Raw genomic sequence first — 16,345 nt, 5'->3', positions numbered from 1 at the left:
ATTATTGTCCTTGAGTAAAAAATGCAAGTTGTAGCCGTGCAAAGTATAGTTTCCGGCCTTTGCACAATAAACCCACCCCGGCAACAGAGAGTAAACCGAGAACCGTCGCTGGTTCGGGAACCGGGGTCAGGGAATAATTGGTGATAACGAAGCGTTCGCCAGCACTAAGACTACCGTAGCCACCGATGGAAGCGAACGTGCTGGCTAAAAAGCCGAATCCATTATTATTACACAACGTCGTGTCACAAGCGGCAAAATCTAGTCCCGATCCGTCTAAGGATAGCACCGCCTGACCCGTTACAGAACCACTAGAGATGACACCGGCAAAAGAACCTACGAACGGAAGAGCGGGGGCGGGAGAGCCGTTAAAGGTGGTATTACTGATAGAACTGACGAATACCGTGTTGTTATCTGGTTGCAGGGTTCCGTCAACCGTCGCAGTGATGGTTCCTGCGCTGGAGGTGTAGGAAAAGTTAAAAGTTGCGGCGCTGGCAACTGGTGCGAGGGTGGCGGTGGCTACCGTGGCGAGGGCGACGGAATAGCAAAAGGAACTTTTAAGTGGCATAGAATACATTGTTTAGCTAAATTCCCACGAATTTTACCACCCCCCCCCGATTTTGTCAAGGTTTTTGTTATTTATATTTTTTATGCTTCATCTAGCTATTGATTACTCGATTGGGGATTTAGGGCGATCTCCCAAGAGAGCGGCGAAGTGGTGCGCTTTTCTGGGGTGCGGGGAGCGATCGGTAAAATTGGCATACACTATAATTATTAGAGCGATCGATGTTTAAGTAGGGTTTGCGGCAAAAAGTTTTTCCTGGGGGCAGGGTGTGGGGTGTGGGGTGTGGGGTGTGGGGTTTTACCAGTTTTGAGGTGGCCAATTACCTAATTTTCAGGGAAAAAGTGCCTAAATTTCCCCCCGATCACTCCCATATCCATTACTTTTTGATTGACAAAAGGTCTAAAAGTCTTACCCAACAAGGTTTTTAGATTTATTCAGCAAGCCCTAAGTAGGTAGGCGTTAAAAGTTGTCAGACACCCCCCTTATCAAGGGGGATCCCCCCGCCTATCGGCACCCCCCTTATCAAGGGGGGCAGGGGGGATCGGCACCCCCCTTATTAAGGGGGATCCCCCCGCCTATCGGCACCCCCCTTATCAAGCTATCCATTAGTCGGATCTTTCTTAACAAAAAGAGAAGAAACTTAAAAAAAGGGGAAACGATTGATAGGTATAGTTTTGAAAGAAGGAATTAAGGTGGAGGTAAGCAAAAAAATGGAGAAATGGGCAGCCCAAGAATTACAGTATGCAGACCTAGGGGACACCAGAAGAAAGAAAAGGTTAATCAGTATCGTGGAAAACTTGGCCAGTCAACCTAGTACAAGTGTGCCACAAGCTTCAGGAAATCTAGCCGCAGCGAGTGCCACCTACGACTTTTGGAATTCCCCCTATTTTCACCCCTCAGATATAATTGCCGCCCAGGCCAAAAGTACAGTAGAAAGAATCAAAGAACATCCAATAGTTTTGGCAGTGCAAGACACAACAAGTTTAGACTTTACGACGCAAAAAGCCAAAAAAGGCATGGGTTATCTAGATTATAAAAAATCCTTTGGTCTCAAAGTTCATACCACCTTAGGAGTGTCCCCAGTCGGAATACCTTTAGGACTGATTAATCAATATGTCTGGGCAAGAGAAGAAAAGAATTTAGGGATTGCCAAGCAACGCAAAAAAAGAGAAACCCAAGAAAAAGAAAGTCAAAGATGGTTAGATTCTTTGTCAGAAACACAACAACAGATACCCGAAGATATTCAAGTAGTAACAATCGGAGATTGTGAGGCAGACATATTTGATTTATTTGCCCAATCAAGAAGTCCTAACTCTCATTTATTAATTCGAGGAACTCATAACCGAAAAGTTAACTATCTCGAAGACAAGCAAAGGTCAGGGCATTCAGAGCCTAAATATTTACATCAATCCATCAGAGAAATAAAAGCCTGTGGGACCTTAGATGTGCAAGTAAAACGCAATCCTAATCACGAGGCTAGACTAGCTAAACTAACAGTTAGATTTGCCAGTTTTGAAATACAAGTACCTAGCCATCACTCCAAGGCGACCCCTCGTCAACCGGTCAAATTACAGGTAATTTTAGCTGAAGAAGAAAATCCGCATAGCGGAGTTAATCCTATCAGTTGGCTGCTCTTAACTAGCCTAGACATTAGTAGCTTTGAATCAGCGATAACCTGTGTGCGCTGGTATAGTTATCGCTGGTTAATAGAACGCTATCATTTTGTTTTAAAAAGTGGTTGTGGATTAGAAAAACTGCAATTAGAAACGGGTAGGAGAATTGAGATGGCCTTAGCTACCTATTCAATTGTAGCTTGGAGATTACTTTGGTTAACCTATCAAGCACGCTTACACGGAGAGGAGAGTTGTGAAAGTTTTTTGGAAGAACATGAATGGCAATCTTTGTGTGCCACTATTCATAAAAAGAGTCCGCCACCTGAAAAGCCGCCCTCCTTTCGAGAAGCGGTCAGAATGATTGCTTCTCTTGGGGGGTTTTTAGGTAGAAAAGGTGACGGTGAACCTGGTGTTAAAACTATTTGGTTGGGACTGCGAAGGTTACATGATATCAGCCAGACTTGGAAACTATCTCATCAAATTAGTCCCCCTATAGAACCCCCTTGAGCCATCTGGCACACTTTTCTCTTTTTGTCAAATTTTATGTTAAGAAAGATGTGACTAATGGATAGCTTATCAAGGGGGGCAGGGGGGATCGAACCTAAAATCCATTTTTAATTTAATTATAACCAGCTACTTATCTAAGTTAAAAACAACAATAAAACTAGCGATCGATGGGCGTGATCAGTGGGAGCATCTCACCTTTGCAATAAGTAGAAATGCTTAATGATCTCAATAAAAAAGTTAAAAAAGGCAACCATTTAGATAAGCACAGCGATGACGAAGGACTTGCGGTACATTACCAGATTCCCAACTTGCACCAGTAATTTTAAGACGATGAGCAATTTGTTTAATTTTTGATTCGACGGAGCCAGAGCCAATGGAAATCCCCTCTGCCTGCAAATAACCATAATTGACAATTCGATGTTTATGCTTGTTTAAATAAGTAATAAAATTCTCAACTTGCGGCTCTGACCATCCTTCACAACAAGAGATAGCCGCCTCCACTTCCCCCTTCCAGAGAAAACATTTTACCTCCTCAATTCGCTGGAATGACCCGCCAACTTTATAGAGGTTTTCGATTAAATGATACCAATCCAATATTTCAATTCTTTCCTGTTTCTCTCCTATCTCACGAAATAAATTCCAGATACCATCATGTCCATCTCCTAAACAAATTAAAGGCTTGGCCAAAACTTGAGAATTAACCAAATCTAATAAAGCTGAGTTATAGTTATTTCAAATAAGAACGAGACACTAGGCGACACAATAAGTACGAATAATTTCATCAAGGGGTGTCCCCACAGGAGCATACATTCTTGCCCTCTTTAATGCACTAAAATCATGTTCGATATCATTTAAATCAGGAGAGTATTTTGGCAAAAACACGACCTGATGACCTGCTTCCTCTACCAGTTGTTTAATGACTGTCTTCCGATGAATTGGTGCATTATCCATAATTAATACTGATGTTATGGTTAGAGAGGGCAACAAATATAAAGATAACCACCCTTCAAAACCTTCGGCATTCAGGCTTCTCGTAAATACCATCGGTGCAATAAAGTCTTTTTTTCCCTTTCTTCTACCAGCGACAAGGTTCTCTCTTTTTCCTCGTTTTCCTTGTCTATCTCCAAAGACTTTCTTCCCTTTTTTTGACCAAGCATAAAAACAGGCTTGAAATTCTTCAAACCCTGACTCATCAATAAATACAAGGCTTTCACTTCCATATATTTTAATCAATTCTCTCAGCACTCTGTAGTATTTCATTCTTTCTTCTCGGTTTCTTTCTCTATAACGAAGTTCCTTCTTTTTTCTGGTAACTTTCATGTTTTTTAAGGCATAGCAAATGGCACTTGGTCTCACTCCAAATTTCTCGGCTCTGTCTCTTAATCTTGCCTCGGGATTTTCTTGGACATCTTTTGACAGTGCTTTCCAGTCCAGCTTTCTCTGACGGTGTTTTACCTTTGTTGCTTCCAGTTTTTCCCTACCTAGCCATCTATATATCGTCGCTCTTCCTATATTAAATAGAGCGGCGGCTTTGGTTATGCTTCCCCCATTCTCTACATAATCGATTACTTTTTTTCTCAAGTCTAGGCTATAAGACATTTTTCTGTATGGGTTGCTCGTTTCTCTTGATTTTACCTTATTTTTCCCTCGTCTCACACTTATTTGAAATGACTATATCTTGAAAAAAAGCCGCTACCCCCAGTTGATGAAAACTCACTGCTTTATAATCACGCCAAATTAAGGCTTTTCCCTTGGCAGTTCTTAGTCGTACCTTACCGCCATCTAGGCTCATTTCTTCCACTTCCACTTCTGGGTTAGACGGTAATTCTTCAAAAGCATAGCGATGTACGAGGCGTTGTTGGGTACTGTGAGAAACAGCAATCCCTGTCAATGATTTGATTTTCTGCGCCGATTTCTCGTAGGATTCATCGCCACTTAATAGCAAACAGTTCTTCTCTAACATTGGACTCATCTGAGTCCGAGACTTTATTTCTAATTTTTTCGCTTGTTTTTCTGTAATTGGTAATTCCCCCAAAATACTTTTCACTTTTCTTGTCCGACCAGCTGTTTCTCCTGTGCTTGTTTTGACAAAAAAATACCGATTTCTGGGTTGACATACTGAATCATTAAATCTCTGACTGTCTCCTCTATCTCTCCCAAGTTATTAAATTTATTAATTGGGGATTGCTCATAGAGACATTGCCCTAACTCTTGACATAACTCTTTAATTCTTTTTTCATTTTCTGATAACATTGAATTATTCCTCCCATCGAGAGCTATTCTGAATTGTAAGTTATAACTATTATAATCTCATTTCTCTTTGTGATCAAGTTGAAGATTTTCTAGTTGTTGACGGCTATAAGTATTAATACTCATTGCATAAGTGAGATGCTCCCTGATCAGTAAAGTCAAATTAGGAGAGTTTTGGGAACGCCACTCGGACGCAGAAGACGCTCTTAGGGATTGGTATAACTTCGCTAGTAAGGCTAACTGGAAAAATTTAGTAGAGGTTCAAGGTCGCTACCCGAAGGCGGAGGCGGTGGGAAATTTTACAGTTTTTAATATCAAGGGAAACAAATACCGTTTAATCGCTGACATCAATTATTCTCGTCAAACCATTTTCGTTAAATATATTCTAAGTCACGCTGAATACAATAAGGAGAACTGGAAAAATGATCCCTACTTCTAATCCATTAACCTATGGTGATTTACTCTTGCAGTATCAACCGAAACCGATTAATAACTCCCAAGAATACGAGCGATTTTTAAGCATAATTGAAGGGATGATGTCACGGGAGTTAAGCAATGACGAAGGACTATTATTCGATTTATTGGTGTTATTAGTGGAAGAATACGAGCGGAAACATTATCCGATCGCCCGAACAAATCCTACCGCTACCTTAGAATCTTTACTTGATGAATTCGATATCGATAGGGAGTGTCTTGTCGATATTTTCGGCGATCGGGATAGAGTAGAATCGGTGATAGGGGGGAAACAGGCGATCGCTCCTTCTCAAGCCGAGTCTCTAGCCGAATTTTTTAATCGTTTAAGTGCGAAACTGGCGTTAAGCGCCCGTGATTTTCTCTTGTAGCCTCGCTTTCCCTCGGGGACTGGGGGGGAAGACCATATAACAAATCCTTACTTTCTTCATAACTTTAGATTAATTAAGATAATGTTACAAAACTTTATGAAAAAGCCGTAGTATGATAATTTACGCCAGTAAAGCGAACACAATAAGGAGCAACACCCATAATGCAGTCGGCCGAGATGTTGCTGACAGTCCCCAAAGAGTATTTAAAAGCACCGGGGGGCTTCAACCCAAACGTTACCATGTTTTTTAGTGCCTTGAGCCTAATAACCCTATCTACCTGTGGCTATTGGCTATGGTCCTGGCCCGACTGGATTTGTTTTAGTGCTAATGTCCTCGCTTTACATTTATCGGGGACAGTTATCCACGATGCCTCTCATAATTCTGCCCATAGCAATCGGCTATTTAATGCTATTTTAGGTCATGGCAGTGCTTTAATGCTCGGTTTTGCCTTTCCGGTCTTCACTAGAGTCCATTTACAGCACCACGCTCACGTTAACGATCCCGAAAATGATCCAGATCATTTTGTCTCCACTGGCGGCCCTTTGTGGATGATTGCGGCCAGATTTTTTTATCATGAAATCTTCTTTTTTAAGCGGCAACTCTGGCGGAAATACGAACTGCTGGAATGGTTCCTCAGTCGTCTTTTTGTTGCTACCATAGTCATCTTCGCCTGTCAATACGGTTTTATCAGCTATGTGATGAATTTTTGGTTTGTTCCCGCTTTAGTGGTGGGAATTGCCCTCGGTTTATTTTTCGATTATCTCCCCCATCGTCCTTTCCAAGAGCGCAATCGTTGGAAAAATGCCCGAGTTTACCCCAGTCCCCTCTTAAATCTGCTGATTTTAGGACAGAATTATCATCTAGTGCATCATCTTTGGCCGTCGATTCCCTGGTACAAATACCAACCGGCATACTATGCCACTAAACCGCTTTTAGATGCGAAAGATTGTGAACAGTCTTTAGGTTTACTGCAAGGTAAGAATTTCTGGAGTTTCCTCTACGATGTCTTCTTGGGGATTCGCTTTCACTCCCATTCTTCTAAATCTAGCTCATAGCAGTTATCGTAATGGTGAGGTACAAGGTTTTCGTTTTGGGGAGTCGGTGGTCGATTTTATGAGAAACTCTGTATCTGTACTGGTTTCGTTGTCAACTTGATTTTTTGAAGGAGGATTTTATGGGTCAGCATTGGGGAAAAGCCTTAATTTTAACAACAACTTTCTTGACAATTAACATCGATTATGCTAAGTCTTTAACCTTTGGTGAGGCCGTGGGTATTGGAGCGGGGGCCTTGTTAATCAACCGGGCGGTACAGGATAATAGACAACGTTATCGATTTGTGCCACCAGAGCAAGAATTTCAGCGCGGACTAGAGGACGGGTTTAACTTTGCCCGCTATGATAATCCGCGCAATTCTAGAGACTATGATGACGGTTTTATCGAGGGAAGAAGACGGCGGGAGTCGGGTTGGTCTAGTCCCAACCGGAGAGGTTGATTATTTTTTTGGTCTGCGTCCCACTTCGGCGGTTTCTTGAATGGAAAATATCCTCAATTTGCCGTCGATGGGAGCGACTTTAGCCACCGCTTCCGATGCAACTATATAGTTATCACCCTCGGTGTTGGTAATATTGACTACTCGCTCGCGAGTGACAATCGCCATCTCGTTATTAGCAAGAATATCCACGTCCCAATTCTCAGAAAGAACCTCTATACTTTTAATATTTTTGTAGGATTCCTCTAAAAATATTTTATGTTCCGTGATGCCATCTAACTCAAAAATTTCGGTACTAGCATCGGTTTTAATGGTCAATTGCGAGGAAATAAACGGGGCATAGTGTTTGAGGATTAGGGCGATATTTTTATCTTTAATAGCGGTTTGAATGTCTTCAATCATTGCTTTAATTTCCGCTTCGCTGATTTTTTGTCCCCAATCGCGATTACTCGATTGTTTCACTGGCACTATCGAGGGATTAGCATGGACAAAAGCGGGGGAGATGCCGGGGAGAAGGGATAAACCGAGCAATAGAACAATTAATTGGGGAGAACGCATAATTTAATAAACTTGGTAAATTCAACCCGAATCATAGCATTTTCTCGTTGCCGAATAAATCCTCAAGGTGAAAGTCCCTGGTTAGGGAAGCTAAGAGAGCAAAATTCTGGCTGTGCAAAGTCTAGGTTGATCCTTTAGCTATTTTTGGCTTGATATTTCCAGAATAACAGGGGTATGATCGCTAGGTTTTTCTTGTTTTCTGGGTTCTCGATCGATCAGACAATTAACGGCTTTTTCGTATAGCTGAGGAGTTAAATAAAGATGATCGATTCGCCAACCTCGGTTACGAGCAAAACCACCGCTGCGATAATCCCACCAACTATAATGTCCCGCTGCCGAGGTGAATTTTCTAAAGGCATCTTGTAAGCCAATTTCTAACACCTTTTCTAAAGCTTCTCTTTCTTTAGCTGAAGACATAATATGATTTTCTTTGCCCTTGGGATCATAAATATCTTTATCTTCTAAGGCAATATTAAAATCCCCACAGATACATAATTCTTCTGGTTGAGAATTAATAATTTTATCTAGATATTTCCTGAGAGTTTCTAACCATTTAAGCTTATAAATATACTTGTCACTATCTAGGGAAGAACCATTAGGAACGTAGAGATTGATAATCCGAATATCGCCGATTACTCCAGTAATTACCCGTTTCTGTTCGTCTAGTTCTCCTGTTAAATTTTCGCCGATAATGGGACTAAATCCCACAGTGATATCGTCCAGGGGTTTTCGGCTAAAAATCGCCACACCATTATAGGATTTTTGTCCAGAAATATAGAGATGATAACCCAAAGATTCAAAAGCTTCTCTGGGAAAATCTCGATCGATTACCTTAGTTTCTTGCAAGCATAAAACCTCAACGGGATTGAGTTGTAACCAATTAATTACCTGCTCTTGTCGGCTGCGAATCGAGTTGACATTCCATGTGGCGATTTTCATAGCTAAAAACCGATAATTTTTCTCACACTTCCTCAGCAAAACTGGTGCGACGCACAAACTCAAAAGGACCGGCGATCGAACCCCAGACTAATTGATCGGTTTCGGGATCTAAACCGCGATCAACGCTAATTAATCCCCGTTCACTAATTTCAAAACTATTATCTAAATAAGTCATTCTATCTTTGCGAAAGACTAAACATTGTTTACCCGGTTTCACCACCCCTTTAAAACTGTTACCTGTCCAAGTGACATTCATATCACAACCCAGCATCGGTTCTAACAAGTCTAAGGTGAGATTTTTGAGACGCTGGGGTTCTCTAGAAGCACCAAAAAAGTTAGCTTCCTCTTTAACTTTAAAGTTTTCTAGTTCAATATGATCATCGACTAACGATAATTTAAATACTCGCAAACGATAGGGAGTATTGAGCATAAAATCGTAGGCCTGCTCTAAAAATAAGCTGGTTCCATTCAGTAATTCATCGGGCAAAGGGCGCATACACACGCGAATATGGGCAAAAAAAGGCGGATTAGCAAAAGCTTGTTCTTGATTACTAAAATCCGCCGCCATCCAGCGCGCTAGGGTTTTTATATCCGTGGGATGAGTCATAGTTTTTGAGATGTGAATGGCTATTAGCTAGCAGCCATCAGCTAGTTAATCGCTCTGATAAATTTTCACTGATTACTGATAACTATGCCCCGATAATTGTTATTGTGCGATTACTTTAATTTCGATATCGGCACTAACTTCGGGATGGAGTTTGACTTGTACTTTATAGACTCCCAATTGACCGATATCGGGGACGGTAATACCACGGCGATCGATTTCTAATTTAGCATTTTCTAGAATAACCGTAGCCACATCTTGACTGGTGACAGTACCGAAAATGGCCTCGTTTTCACCCACCTGTTTAGGGATGCTGTAGGGACTGAGTTTTTCGATCGCAGTTTTTCTGGTTTCCGCTTCTTGTTTTTCAGCGAGGAGACGTTGACGCTCTTTTTCTTTCCTAAATTCTGCCTGTTTAATCGCGCCCTTGGTGGCTAAAACGGCCACACCTTGGGGGATAAGGTAATTGCGCGCATAACCGGGGGCCACTTCCACCACATCGCCATTTTCACCTAATTTGCTGACTTTTTGATTGAGGATAACCTGCATTCGTTTCGCCATGATCTTGACCTAAAACAATAGTTCCAAAACCCCTATCATACCATGCAATCGTTTTTATCTGTCCTCCCATCCGGACTGTCAGTTAGCTATGGAAAAACTACTTGGGGTTTGCTGAATAAATCTAACAACCTTGTTGGATAAGGTTTTTAGACTTTTTTTCCCTCAAAAACTGCCGACCATTGGAGTGATTGGGGGGAAAATTCCTGGACTTTTTCCCTGAAAATGGGTAAAACCCCACACCCCACACCCCACACCCCACACCCTACCCCCACGAAAAACTTTTTGCCGCAAACCCTACTTGAACAATCCGAGTCTCCCCAAAAGGAAAACTTCGTACCTCACCATTAAGATAACTGCTGTATTCAGTTTTCTTACCCAGTGTCCGTCAACTGGGAGGAATGCCGATAGCTGGTTAAAACCAGTAAGACAGGGCGGCGAGAGTAACTAAAGACTATTTTTTTGGTAAGATCAAAGCTAAACTAACCATCACGCCCTCTTGAGGAAAGATTTATTTATGAGCGATATAGGGTTTATTTTGACGATAATCAACAATTTCCTGCAAATTTACTCGGTAATCCTAATTGTTAGGGTTTTACTGACTTGGTTCCAAAATGCCGGTTGGGCCTATCAGATTATGTCTTTTCTCAGTCCGATTACCGATCCCTATTTAAACCTCTTTCGCTCGATTATCCCACCCCTAGGCGGGATGGACTTGTCCCCGATCCTCGCTTTCCTGCTGCTCAACGTTGTTCAGAGTGTCGTAGCCACAGGGGCCAGCAGTCTGGTCAGTAGCAGTTTCTAAATCCGCGGATCCACGCTGCTGGTAAAACCGGAAGCTTTGAATTTTTCCAGTCGCAAGGGGGTTGGTTGATTGGTAGAAACAGAAATTCTGATCTCGAAATCACTAATCCCCGGTGGCACTTCGGGAATTGCCCCGACTCGGCTACGATTTTGTAAAGCCGGTTCCCCGTTAGCATCGTAAATCCGACCAAAAACATCGGCATCATAGACGGTTTTTCCAGAATTATTTTTAGCTTTGCCGGTGATTAAAAAACAATTAGCCGGAAAACTGGTTCCTCCACTGGTGACACTCCCCTCGGCTAATTCGGGGGGACAGTCTTTGTAAGATACATCTAATAGTTGAATTGGGGTCAAAGCTTGAGCAATAGGGATGATAAGCCAGCTAGACAGCCAGAAGAGAGCAGAAAGCAGTAAAACGGTGAGCGAGCGTGGTGTCATAGATGAGTGATTTTACGGTATGATTTCCCCAATACTTAGATTATCGTGGATCGTCACCCTTTGAAATCAGCTTTTTTAGGACTCTCATGGGAATGGATTCCCACAGACGCTCCCGATAGTTGCGACGGGTTTACCTGTGAGGTAATAGGTGTAGGGCTAATTCATGAATTAGCCCTACAATAGGCGTTGTCAAATTGAAAGATGCTCCGAATCAGCACCGGAACTGAAATTACTTTGATAGCAAGGATTGCATTGCATCTTTACCTATTCTGATCTGACAACGCCGTAAATGAAAGTGAGGATGATTCTCGCCCTGTTAGTTGCCGTATTCGCTTTCAAAACGGTGAAGAATGGGAAATACAAGCAATATATCAGTGGAATCGCCCTAATTGGCGTTTTCTGACCTGAAGGAAGATCACTGCTCGGTTATCGGCTAAAATTTAAGATATGTAAAGAAGGGAGATAAATTTTATGGCCGCTAATGTTGAGATCTATACTTGGAGTTCCTGTCCTTTCTGTATCCGCGCTAAGGCATTACTCAAGAAAAAAGGGGTGGAGTTTACCGAATATTGTATCGATGGTGATGAAAGAGCGCGGGCCAAAATGTCCGATCGAGCTAATGGTCGTACAAGTGTACCACAAATCTTTATAAACGATCAACACATCGGGGGCTGCGATGACATCTATGCTTTAGATAGAAGTGGTGGTTTAGCTCCCCTGTTGCAGAATTAAGGATAAAAACTATTAATGAAACTAGCCTTTATTATCGATCCGATCGAGTATTTAGATCCGGGCCATGATACCAGTGTAGCTATCATGGAAGCGTCGCAATTATTAGGACATGAAGTCTGGATGACTTCCATCACTGATCTCAGTGCGATTGCGGGAAAAGCTTGGGCAAAACTAACTAAAATTGAACTGGTTCCCGTGGAGTTAAAAGATAATCATTGGGAGGCTGTATCTCAATGGTATCAGAGACAAGAGACAGTTTTTACCTGCCTAGAAAACTTCGATTTTGTCTGGATGCGAAAAGACCCACCCGTGACAATTGCCTATCTTTATGCCACCTATTTATTAGACCTGATCGACCCCCAAAAAACCCAAGTAATTAACTCAACTAGGGGTTTACGCCATGCCAACGAAAAGTTATATACTATTCACTTTGCTCAGGTAATGCCCGCCACAATTGTTTCCCAAGATAAAGCGACGATTAGGGAATTTGTCAACCAAAAAGGGGCGGCAGTTATGAAACCTTTGGGTGGCAAAGCAGGGGAGGGAATTTTATTTCTTAGTCCCGAAGATCGCAATCTCAATTCAATGATTGAAATTAGCACAAAATGGGGACAAGAACCGGTAATGATTCAAGATTATTTACCAGCTGCCAAAGAAGGAGATAAACGCATTATTGTCCTCAATGGTGAACCGATCGGGGCAGTTAATCGCATTCCCACCGGTTCAGAATTTCGCGGTAATATGGCCGTGGGTGGACGAGTAGCAAAAACAGAAATCAGCGATCAAGAATTAGAAATCTGTGCCACTTTAGCCCCAAAATTACGAGAAGATGGCCTATATTTTGTCGGATTGGATGTGATTGGTGGCTATCTGACGGAAGTTAATGTCACCAGTCCCACCGGCATTCGCGAGATCGATCGATTAAACAATGTTAGTTTAGGTCAACAGGTGATTAAATGGCTAGAAAATTTTGCTTGTGCCAAGGCTCTGTCTTGACACACAATATTTAAGGCTCTGTATTAAAATATCCTTCAGGTAGAACCTGAACAAAGGGTTCCCAGGTTCTACCTGGGAACGAGATAAGAACTCAAATCTGATAACTGATAACTGATAACTTACCCACTGATAACTGATAACTGATAACTGTAAAAAAATGAATGCTTTATCAATACCGACGTGGATAGTTCATGTATCGAGTGTCGTAGAATGGATAGCGGCAATCTGGTTAGTCTGGACCTATGGCGACATCAGTAGCGATCGATCGTGGCGAATGTTATCTTGGGGAATGTTACCCGCTTTAATTGGGGCCATGTGTGCCTGTACATGGCATTTTTTTGATAATATCAGTGCCTTATCCTGGTTAGTCACCCTACAGGCAGCCATGACTGTCTTAGGAAATTTTACCCTCTGTGCTGCCGGTTGGTGGCTGTGGCGTTCCAGTAAAATTAGCGTTAACAATGAATAAAGAGAGTTTATTTGCCATTTCCCTGTTTCCCTATCTGGGGTTTCTTTGGTTTGTCACTCGTTCGGGAAAAATGCCTCTTTTAGCCCTAATTGGCTTTTATGTGCTGTTAATCTTCGTTTTTATCACCATTCCTGCCGGTATCTACGCCAAAATCCACTATGGTCAAGAATTAGCCAACGTCGATTGGTTACACGGCAGCGCCGAACTTTTCCTCACCCTCTCCAATATTCTCGTCGTCTTAGGTTTTCGTCAGGCAATTTTAGCCAAAAAGGAAACAGAGAAAGGGGAGAAAATCATAAGTCCGAAATAATTAAGTGTTTATACTCATTGTCAATCTCGATGACTCTGATTACAATTCAGAAATAAAATTTATATTTTGTCAGTGCTATTGAACATAATATGTACGGAAATATATAAGTTCATAACAAATAAGACGAGGAAAAGCAAAATGATTTGAGGTTTGGGGCTAAATACTAGCGCAGTTTATCGATTTATTTTTTCTACCATCGTTCCTTGTCAGAACTCATAAAATTAGGCTCTAGGGCAATTTACAGCAGATTTAAATCGAGTTTATATATACCCTTATAGTTTTAAATCCAGGAGGTAATATTTGAATATCTTCACAGCCCCCTTATCGGAAAGGTACAGAAAGTACGTATCTTTTAATACTTATGTTCCTAATGTTGCCATAAGCAATGTACTTCTGTGGAGTGCTATTATTATTTCCTATTGTATAGTTAATGCTCCTAAGGATAAATTATCAGGGGCTTTAACTAAGTTATTGAGTATTTTCAAAGAATATCTGAATGTAACATCCCTGCAAAATACTATCCTGTATCAAATTTTAATTCCTCTGAAAGGGTTACTATTTTCTGTCTCATTTTTGATAATAATATCACCATTAATTATCGATTTATTTAATTCTAAATCGGTTTGGAAAAAGATAAAAATTAGATATTTAGCTTGCGTGGCATTAATTATATTTATTATTTTGTCTCTGCTAGTAAGTAGTCGTGCAAAATTAATTTCTTGGTTAGGATAGGCAAAAGGCAAGAGGCAAAAGGCAAAAGCTTGATCGAAATGTGTAATTAATTTTGCTTAGGTACTTATTTCCTTACTCTTATCCCGAAGGATTAAATTCAAATGTATATGGGCTATCGGGAATGGGAATAGAATATGGCAGAATGACTAGAGACCCTTTTTTGGAAAATACAGGCTGGTAAGCTTAGACGCATTTAAGTTTCCTACTCGTATCCCTATCTACAAGGCGTTCCAGGATATTAAAGTGCAATGTAAGTGCGTCTAAGCTTATTATCGCAGAATTTTAAAACCTTTCATTGCTTACTTTTTACAATTCAGAGGTTTTTTTCTTTACTATATTTTCTCTTTGGTCAACACCTACCTACTTATCTGGATAACTTTAATATTTTTTGAAGCTAGAAAATATTTTCGTTACCTTGATAATCCCCAAAAACAGTGGACTGCATCTTCTCTATCACCAACTCAGAAGTTCTTATTCTACTTATCCCTAGCTACCAGTAGCTATATAATGGTTGATTTTATCTGGGTTGGTTATGTGGATCAAATAAGTTTTATTTTAATCCTTTTAATGGCGATTATTCCCATGAGTAGTCAAGGAAGAATGTCAGTCATTGCTCTTTGTTTACTTAATCATGAATCTAGCCTATTTGCCCTTGTGCCACTAATTATTTTTTGTTTTCCTAAAAAAGAAATTTTTCAAGCTTTACTTGCCATCCTATTTTATCTTCTAATTTGGTTTGCTACACGCGGAAGTATGGCTAATGCCTTAGCAACTCATTCAGAAGTATCTGTGTTCAAAATATTTTTGGAAAATTGGCAACTGGGAATGATGGGGATTTTTTTCTCCTATAAGTTGTTATGGTTAGTTTTTGCTCTGTTAAGCTATTTTCTTCTGATAAAGAAAGAGAATATGCTATTCCTAAGCCTTCTGAGTATGATCGTGTGATCAGTGGGAGCATCTCACCTTTGCAATGAGCATAAATACTTAGTGGAAAAATAGGCTTTTCGAGGGTAATTCTTGTTTTAATTCTCCATGTACGCAGTCTTTAAAAGCCTCTATTTCGTTCCAAGACACGATTAAGAGTGGCTTTTAGGCTAAGTATAATTACTTATCGCGTAAGTGAGATGCTCCCGGCCGATTTAAAAGGAGCTAATCTAGAAGGAGCCAATTTAGAAAAAGTGTATTTATGCGGTGCCGATCTACAAGGGGCTAATCTGCAAGGGGCAAACTTAGAAGGAGCTTTAATCGATGGTGCCAACTTAACGGGAGCTAATCTTAGTCATTCTATCCTGAAAAATAGTCGATTAATTGCAGCTAATTTTCAAGGGGCAAATTTAAAATATGCTAATCTAGAAAATGCCCTTGTTGATCATGCTAATCTCGGTTATATTAATTGACAATATACCACTTTAATTAGGGCTTACTGAATAAATGTTAAATATAGACGAGGTAAGGGTTCTGTCGCTTTTTTGTGCGAAATATGTCCAAGGTTTTGAGAGAATCTTGGTTCAAAACCTTGCATCTGCATCGGCGATTGCGTCCTTTAGGGGCGAAGCATTCGGATAGGAAATCTACGGTTTCAGCGATAGGTTATTGCCCGAATGCTTCGCCCCTACTTTTTCAGCAAGCCCTAATTAATGCTAAATTTTGCCTCGCTCGTTTACATAATTCTAATCGGCAAGGGGGCAATCTGGCAGGGACTGATTTAGGCGGTGCTCTCTGGGAGCAAGTCAGTTTTGTCAGAACATAAATACTATTCAATAGCTAAAGACTGTTATTTAGGTAAGCACAGCGGTGTTTAAGCACTTGAGGGATATTTTCTTCATTCCACTGGGCTCCAGAAATTTTCAGTCGTCGGTCAATCTGTTTAACCGTGGATTCAACGGCTCCCGAAGCAATAGAGCAAATCTCTTCGGTTCTTCGGTTTGTGTTATGCAATGGA

The 16,345-nt window shown here is 41.0% G+C and carries 23 protein-coding genes and 3 pseudogenes; 15 read left to right on the top strand and 11 right to left on the bottom strand.

Features of this window, described 5'->3' with window-relative positions; genetic code table 11:
• Window position 1 precedes the first annotated feature (1 nt).
• Entirely contained in the window at window positions 2-565 is a 564-nt protein-coding gene (locus MAE_RS03325; protein WP_050766269.1) for a PEP-CTERM sorting domain-containing protein, read from the bottom strand.
• Between the two features lie 233 nt (window positions 566-798).
• Between MAE_RS03325 and MAE_RS31480 the strand changes: the two genes are divergently transcribed.
• Window positions 799-990, top strand: coding sequence for a hypothetical protein (locus MAE_RS31480; RefSeq protein ID WP_148204722.1), 192 nt, complete (start codon window positions 799-801; stop codon window positions 988-990).
• Between the two features lie 282 nt (window positions 991-1,272).
• Window positions 1,273-2,682, top strand: coding sequence for an IS4 family transposase (locus MAE_RS03315; RefSeq protein ID WP_012263965.1), 1,410 nt, complete (start codon window positions 1,273-1,275; stop codon window positions 2,680-2,682).
• A gap of 237 nt (window positions 2,683-2,919) precedes the next feature.
• Here the strand turns inward: MAE_RS03315 and MAE_RS03310 are convergent.
• The 3 genes and pseudogenes from MAE_RS03310 to MAE_RS28365 all read right to left on the bottom strand — a co-directional run.
• Window positions 2,920-3,405, bottom strand: a pseudogene (locus tag MAE_RS03310) (ISKra4-like element ISMae43 family transposase); the annotation flags it as partial.
• Window positions 3,406-3,432: 27 nt separating this feature from the next.
• Window positions 3,433-4,281: an IS630-like element ISMae21 family transposase gene (locus MAE_RS28370; RefSeq protein WP_012264307.1), complete on the bottom strand. Its 849-nt coding sequence runs from the start codon at window positions 4,279-4,281 to the stop codon at window positions 3,433-3,435.
• A gap of 76 nt (window positions 4,282-4,357) precedes the next feature.
• Window positions 4,358-4,935 (bottom strand): annotated as a pseudogene (locus tag MAE_RS28365) (ISKra4-like element ISMae43 family transposase); the annotation flags it as partial.
• Between the two features lie 142 nt (window positions 4,936-5,077).
• On the opposite strand from MAE_RS28365, the gene MAE_RS03290 reads away from it, so the two are divergent.
• From MAE_RS03290 to MAE_RS03275, 4 genes are all read left to right on the top strand, one after another.
• Window positions 5,078-5,371 carry a type II toxin-antitoxin system HigB family toxin gene (locus tag MAE_RS03290; RefSeq protein WP_148204780.1) on the top strand — a complete coding sequence of 98 codons (294 nt, stop codon included), beginning with the start codon at window positions 5,078-5,080 and terminating at the stop codon, window positions 5,369-5,371.
• Entirely contained in the window at window positions 5,355-5,774 is a 420-nt protein-coding gene (locus tag MAE_RS03285; RefSeq protein ID WP_004163265.1) for a helix-turn-helix domain-containing protein, read from the top strand. The genes MAE_RS03290 and MAE_RS03285 overlap by 17 nt, the downstream gene beginning before the upstream one ends.
• Window positions 5,775-5,935: 161 nt before the next feature.
• Window positions 5,936-6,829, top strand: a complete 894-nt coding sequence (gene crtR, locus MAE_RS03280; protein WP_012264304.1) for a beta-carotene hydroxylase — start codon at window positions 5,936-5,938, stop codon at window positions 6,827-6,829.
• Between the two features lie 119 nt (window positions 6,830-6,948).
• Window positions 6,949-7,266, top strand: a complete 318-nt coding sequence (locus MAE_RS03275) for a hypothetical protein (protein ID WP_002763627.1) — start codon at window positions 6,949-6,951, stop codon at window positions 7,264-7,266.
• Here MAE_RS03275 and MAE_RS03270 read toward each other — a convergent pair whose 3' ends face one another.
• The 5 genes from MAE_RS03270 to MAE_RS35575 form a co-directional block, all read right to left on the bottom strand.
• A complete protein-coding gene (locus MAE_RS03270; RefSeq protein WP_041803751.1) occupies window positions 7,267-7,821 on the bottom strand; it encodes a hypothetical protein in 555 nt (184 codons plus the stop codon).
• A 138-nt stretch (window positions 7,822-7,959) separates the two neighbouring features.
• On the bottom strand, window positions 7,960-8,760 hold the full coding sequence (gene xth / locus MAE_RS03265) for an exodeoxyribonuclease III (protein ID WP_004163269.1): 801 nt from the start codon (window positions 8,758-8,760) through the stop codon (window positions 7,960-7,962).
• Window positions 8,761-8,782: 22 nt separating this feature from the next.
• Window positions 8,783-9,367, bottom strand: a complete 585-nt coding sequence (locus tag MAE_RS03260) for a chromophore lyase CpcT/CpeT (protein ID WP_012264301.1) — start codon at window positions 9,365-9,367, stop codon at window positions 8,783-8,785.
• Window positions 9,368-9,466: 99 nt separating this feature from the next.
• Window positions 9,467-9,925: a 50S ribosomal protein L9 gene (gene rplI, locus MAE_RS03255; RefSeq protein WP_012264300.1), complete on the bottom strand. Its 459-nt coding sequence runs from the start codon at window positions 9,923-9,925 to the stop codon at window positions 9,467-9,469.
• 162 nt (window positions 9,926-10,087) lie between these two features.
• Entirely contained in the window at window positions 10,088-10,216 is a 129-nt protein-coding gene (locus MAE_RS35575; RefSeq protein WP_269453961.1) for a hypothetical protein, read from the bottom strand.
• Between the two features lie 223 nt (window positions 10,217-10,439).
• Here MAE_RS35575 and MAE_RS03250 point away from each other — a divergent pair, with 223 nt between their 5' ends.
• A complete protein-coding gene (locus MAE_RS03250) occupies window positions 10,440-10,727 on the top strand; it encodes a YggT family protein (protein WP_002763635.1) in 288 nt (95 codons plus the stop codon).
• On the opposite strand, the gene MAE_RS03245 is transcribed toward MAE_RS03250, so the two are convergent.
• The gene (locus tag MAE_RS03245; RefSeq protein ID WP_041803750.1) at window positions 10,724-11,164 is read right to left on the bottom strand and encodes a hypothetical protein; all 441 of its coding nucleotides are present in this window, start codon (window positions 11,162-11,164) and stop codon (window positions 10,724-10,726) included. The genes MAE_RS03250 and MAE_RS03245 overlap by 4 nt on opposite strands.
• 471 nt (window positions 11,165-11,635) lie before the next feature.
• On the opposite strand from MAE_RS03245, the gene grxC reads away from it, so the two are divergent.
• The 8 genes from grxC (at window position 11,636) to MAE_RS03205 (ending at window position 16,153) form a co-directional block, all read left to right on the top strand.
• A complete protein-coding gene (grxC, locus tag MAE_RS03240) occupies window positions 11,636-11,896 on the top strand; it encodes a glutaredoxin 3 (RefSeq protein WP_002803525.1) in 261 nt (86 codons plus the stop codon).
• A gap of 15 nt (window positions 11,897-11,911) precedes the next feature.
• Window positions 11,912-12,892, top strand: coding sequence for a glutathione synthase (gene gshB, locus MAE_RS03235; protein WP_012264298.1), 981 nt, complete (start codon window positions 11,912-11,914; stop codon window positions 12,890-12,892).
• A 157-nt stretch (window positions 12,893-13,049) separates the two neighbouring features.
• A complete protein-coding gene (locus tag MAE_RS03230) occupies window positions 13,050-13,361 on the top strand; it encodes a DUF2499 domain-containing protein (protein ID WP_002734463.1) in 312 nt (103 codons plus the stop codon).
• Complete coding sequence (locus tag MAE_RS03225) at window positions 13,354-13,671, top strand: DUF3593 domain-containing protein (RefSeq protein ID WP_012264297.1); 318 nt, start codon at window positions 13,354-13,356, stop codon at window positions 13,669-13,671. Before MAE_RS03230 ends, MAE_RS03225 begins: the two co-directional genes overlap by 8 nt.
• Window positions 13,672-13,971: 300 nt before the next feature.
• A complete protein-coding gene (locus tag MAE_RS31475; RefSeq protein WP_012264296.1) occupies window positions 13,972-14,403 on the top strand; it encodes a hypothetical protein in 432 nt (143 codons plus the stop codon).
• 345 nt (window positions 14,404-14,748) lie between these two features.
• A complete protein-coding gene (locus MAE_RS03215; RefSeq protein ID WP_148204721.1) occupies window positions 14,749-15,348 on the top strand; it encodes a hypothetical protein in 600 nt (199 codons plus the stop codon).
• A gap of 179 nt (window positions 15,349-15,527) precedes the next feature.
• Window positions 15,528-15,800 carry a pentapeptide repeat-containing protein gene (locus MAE_RS03210; RefSeq protein WP_050766268.1) on the top strand — a complete coding sequence of 91 codons (273 nt, stop codon included), beginning with the start codon at window positions 15,528-15,530 and terminating at the stop codon, window positions 15,798-15,800.
• 83 nt (window positions 15,801-15,883) lie between these two features.
• A complete protein-coding gene (locus MAE_RS03205) occupies window positions 15,884-16,153 on the top strand; it encodes a hypothetical protein (RefSeq protein ID WP_012264294.1) in 270 nt (89 codons plus the stop codon).
• 14 nt (window positions 16,154-16,167) lie between these two features.
• Here MAE_RS03205 and MAE_RS31470 read toward each other — a convergent pair.
• A pseudogene (locus MAE_RS31470) lies at window positions 16,168-16,317 on the bottom strand (ISKra4 family transposase); the annotation flags it as partial.
• Between the last annotated feature and the right edge of the window lie 28 nt (window positions 16,318-16,345).

This window comes from Microcystis aeruginosa NIES-843, assembly GCF_000010625.1.
GTDB lineage: Bacteria > Cyanobacteriota > Cyanobacteriia > Cyanobacteriales > Microcystaceae > Microcystis > Microcystis aeruginosa.
The sequence above is the reverse complement of the archived record's forward strand: the minus strand, read 5'-3'. Positions and strand labels throughout refer to the sequence as shown.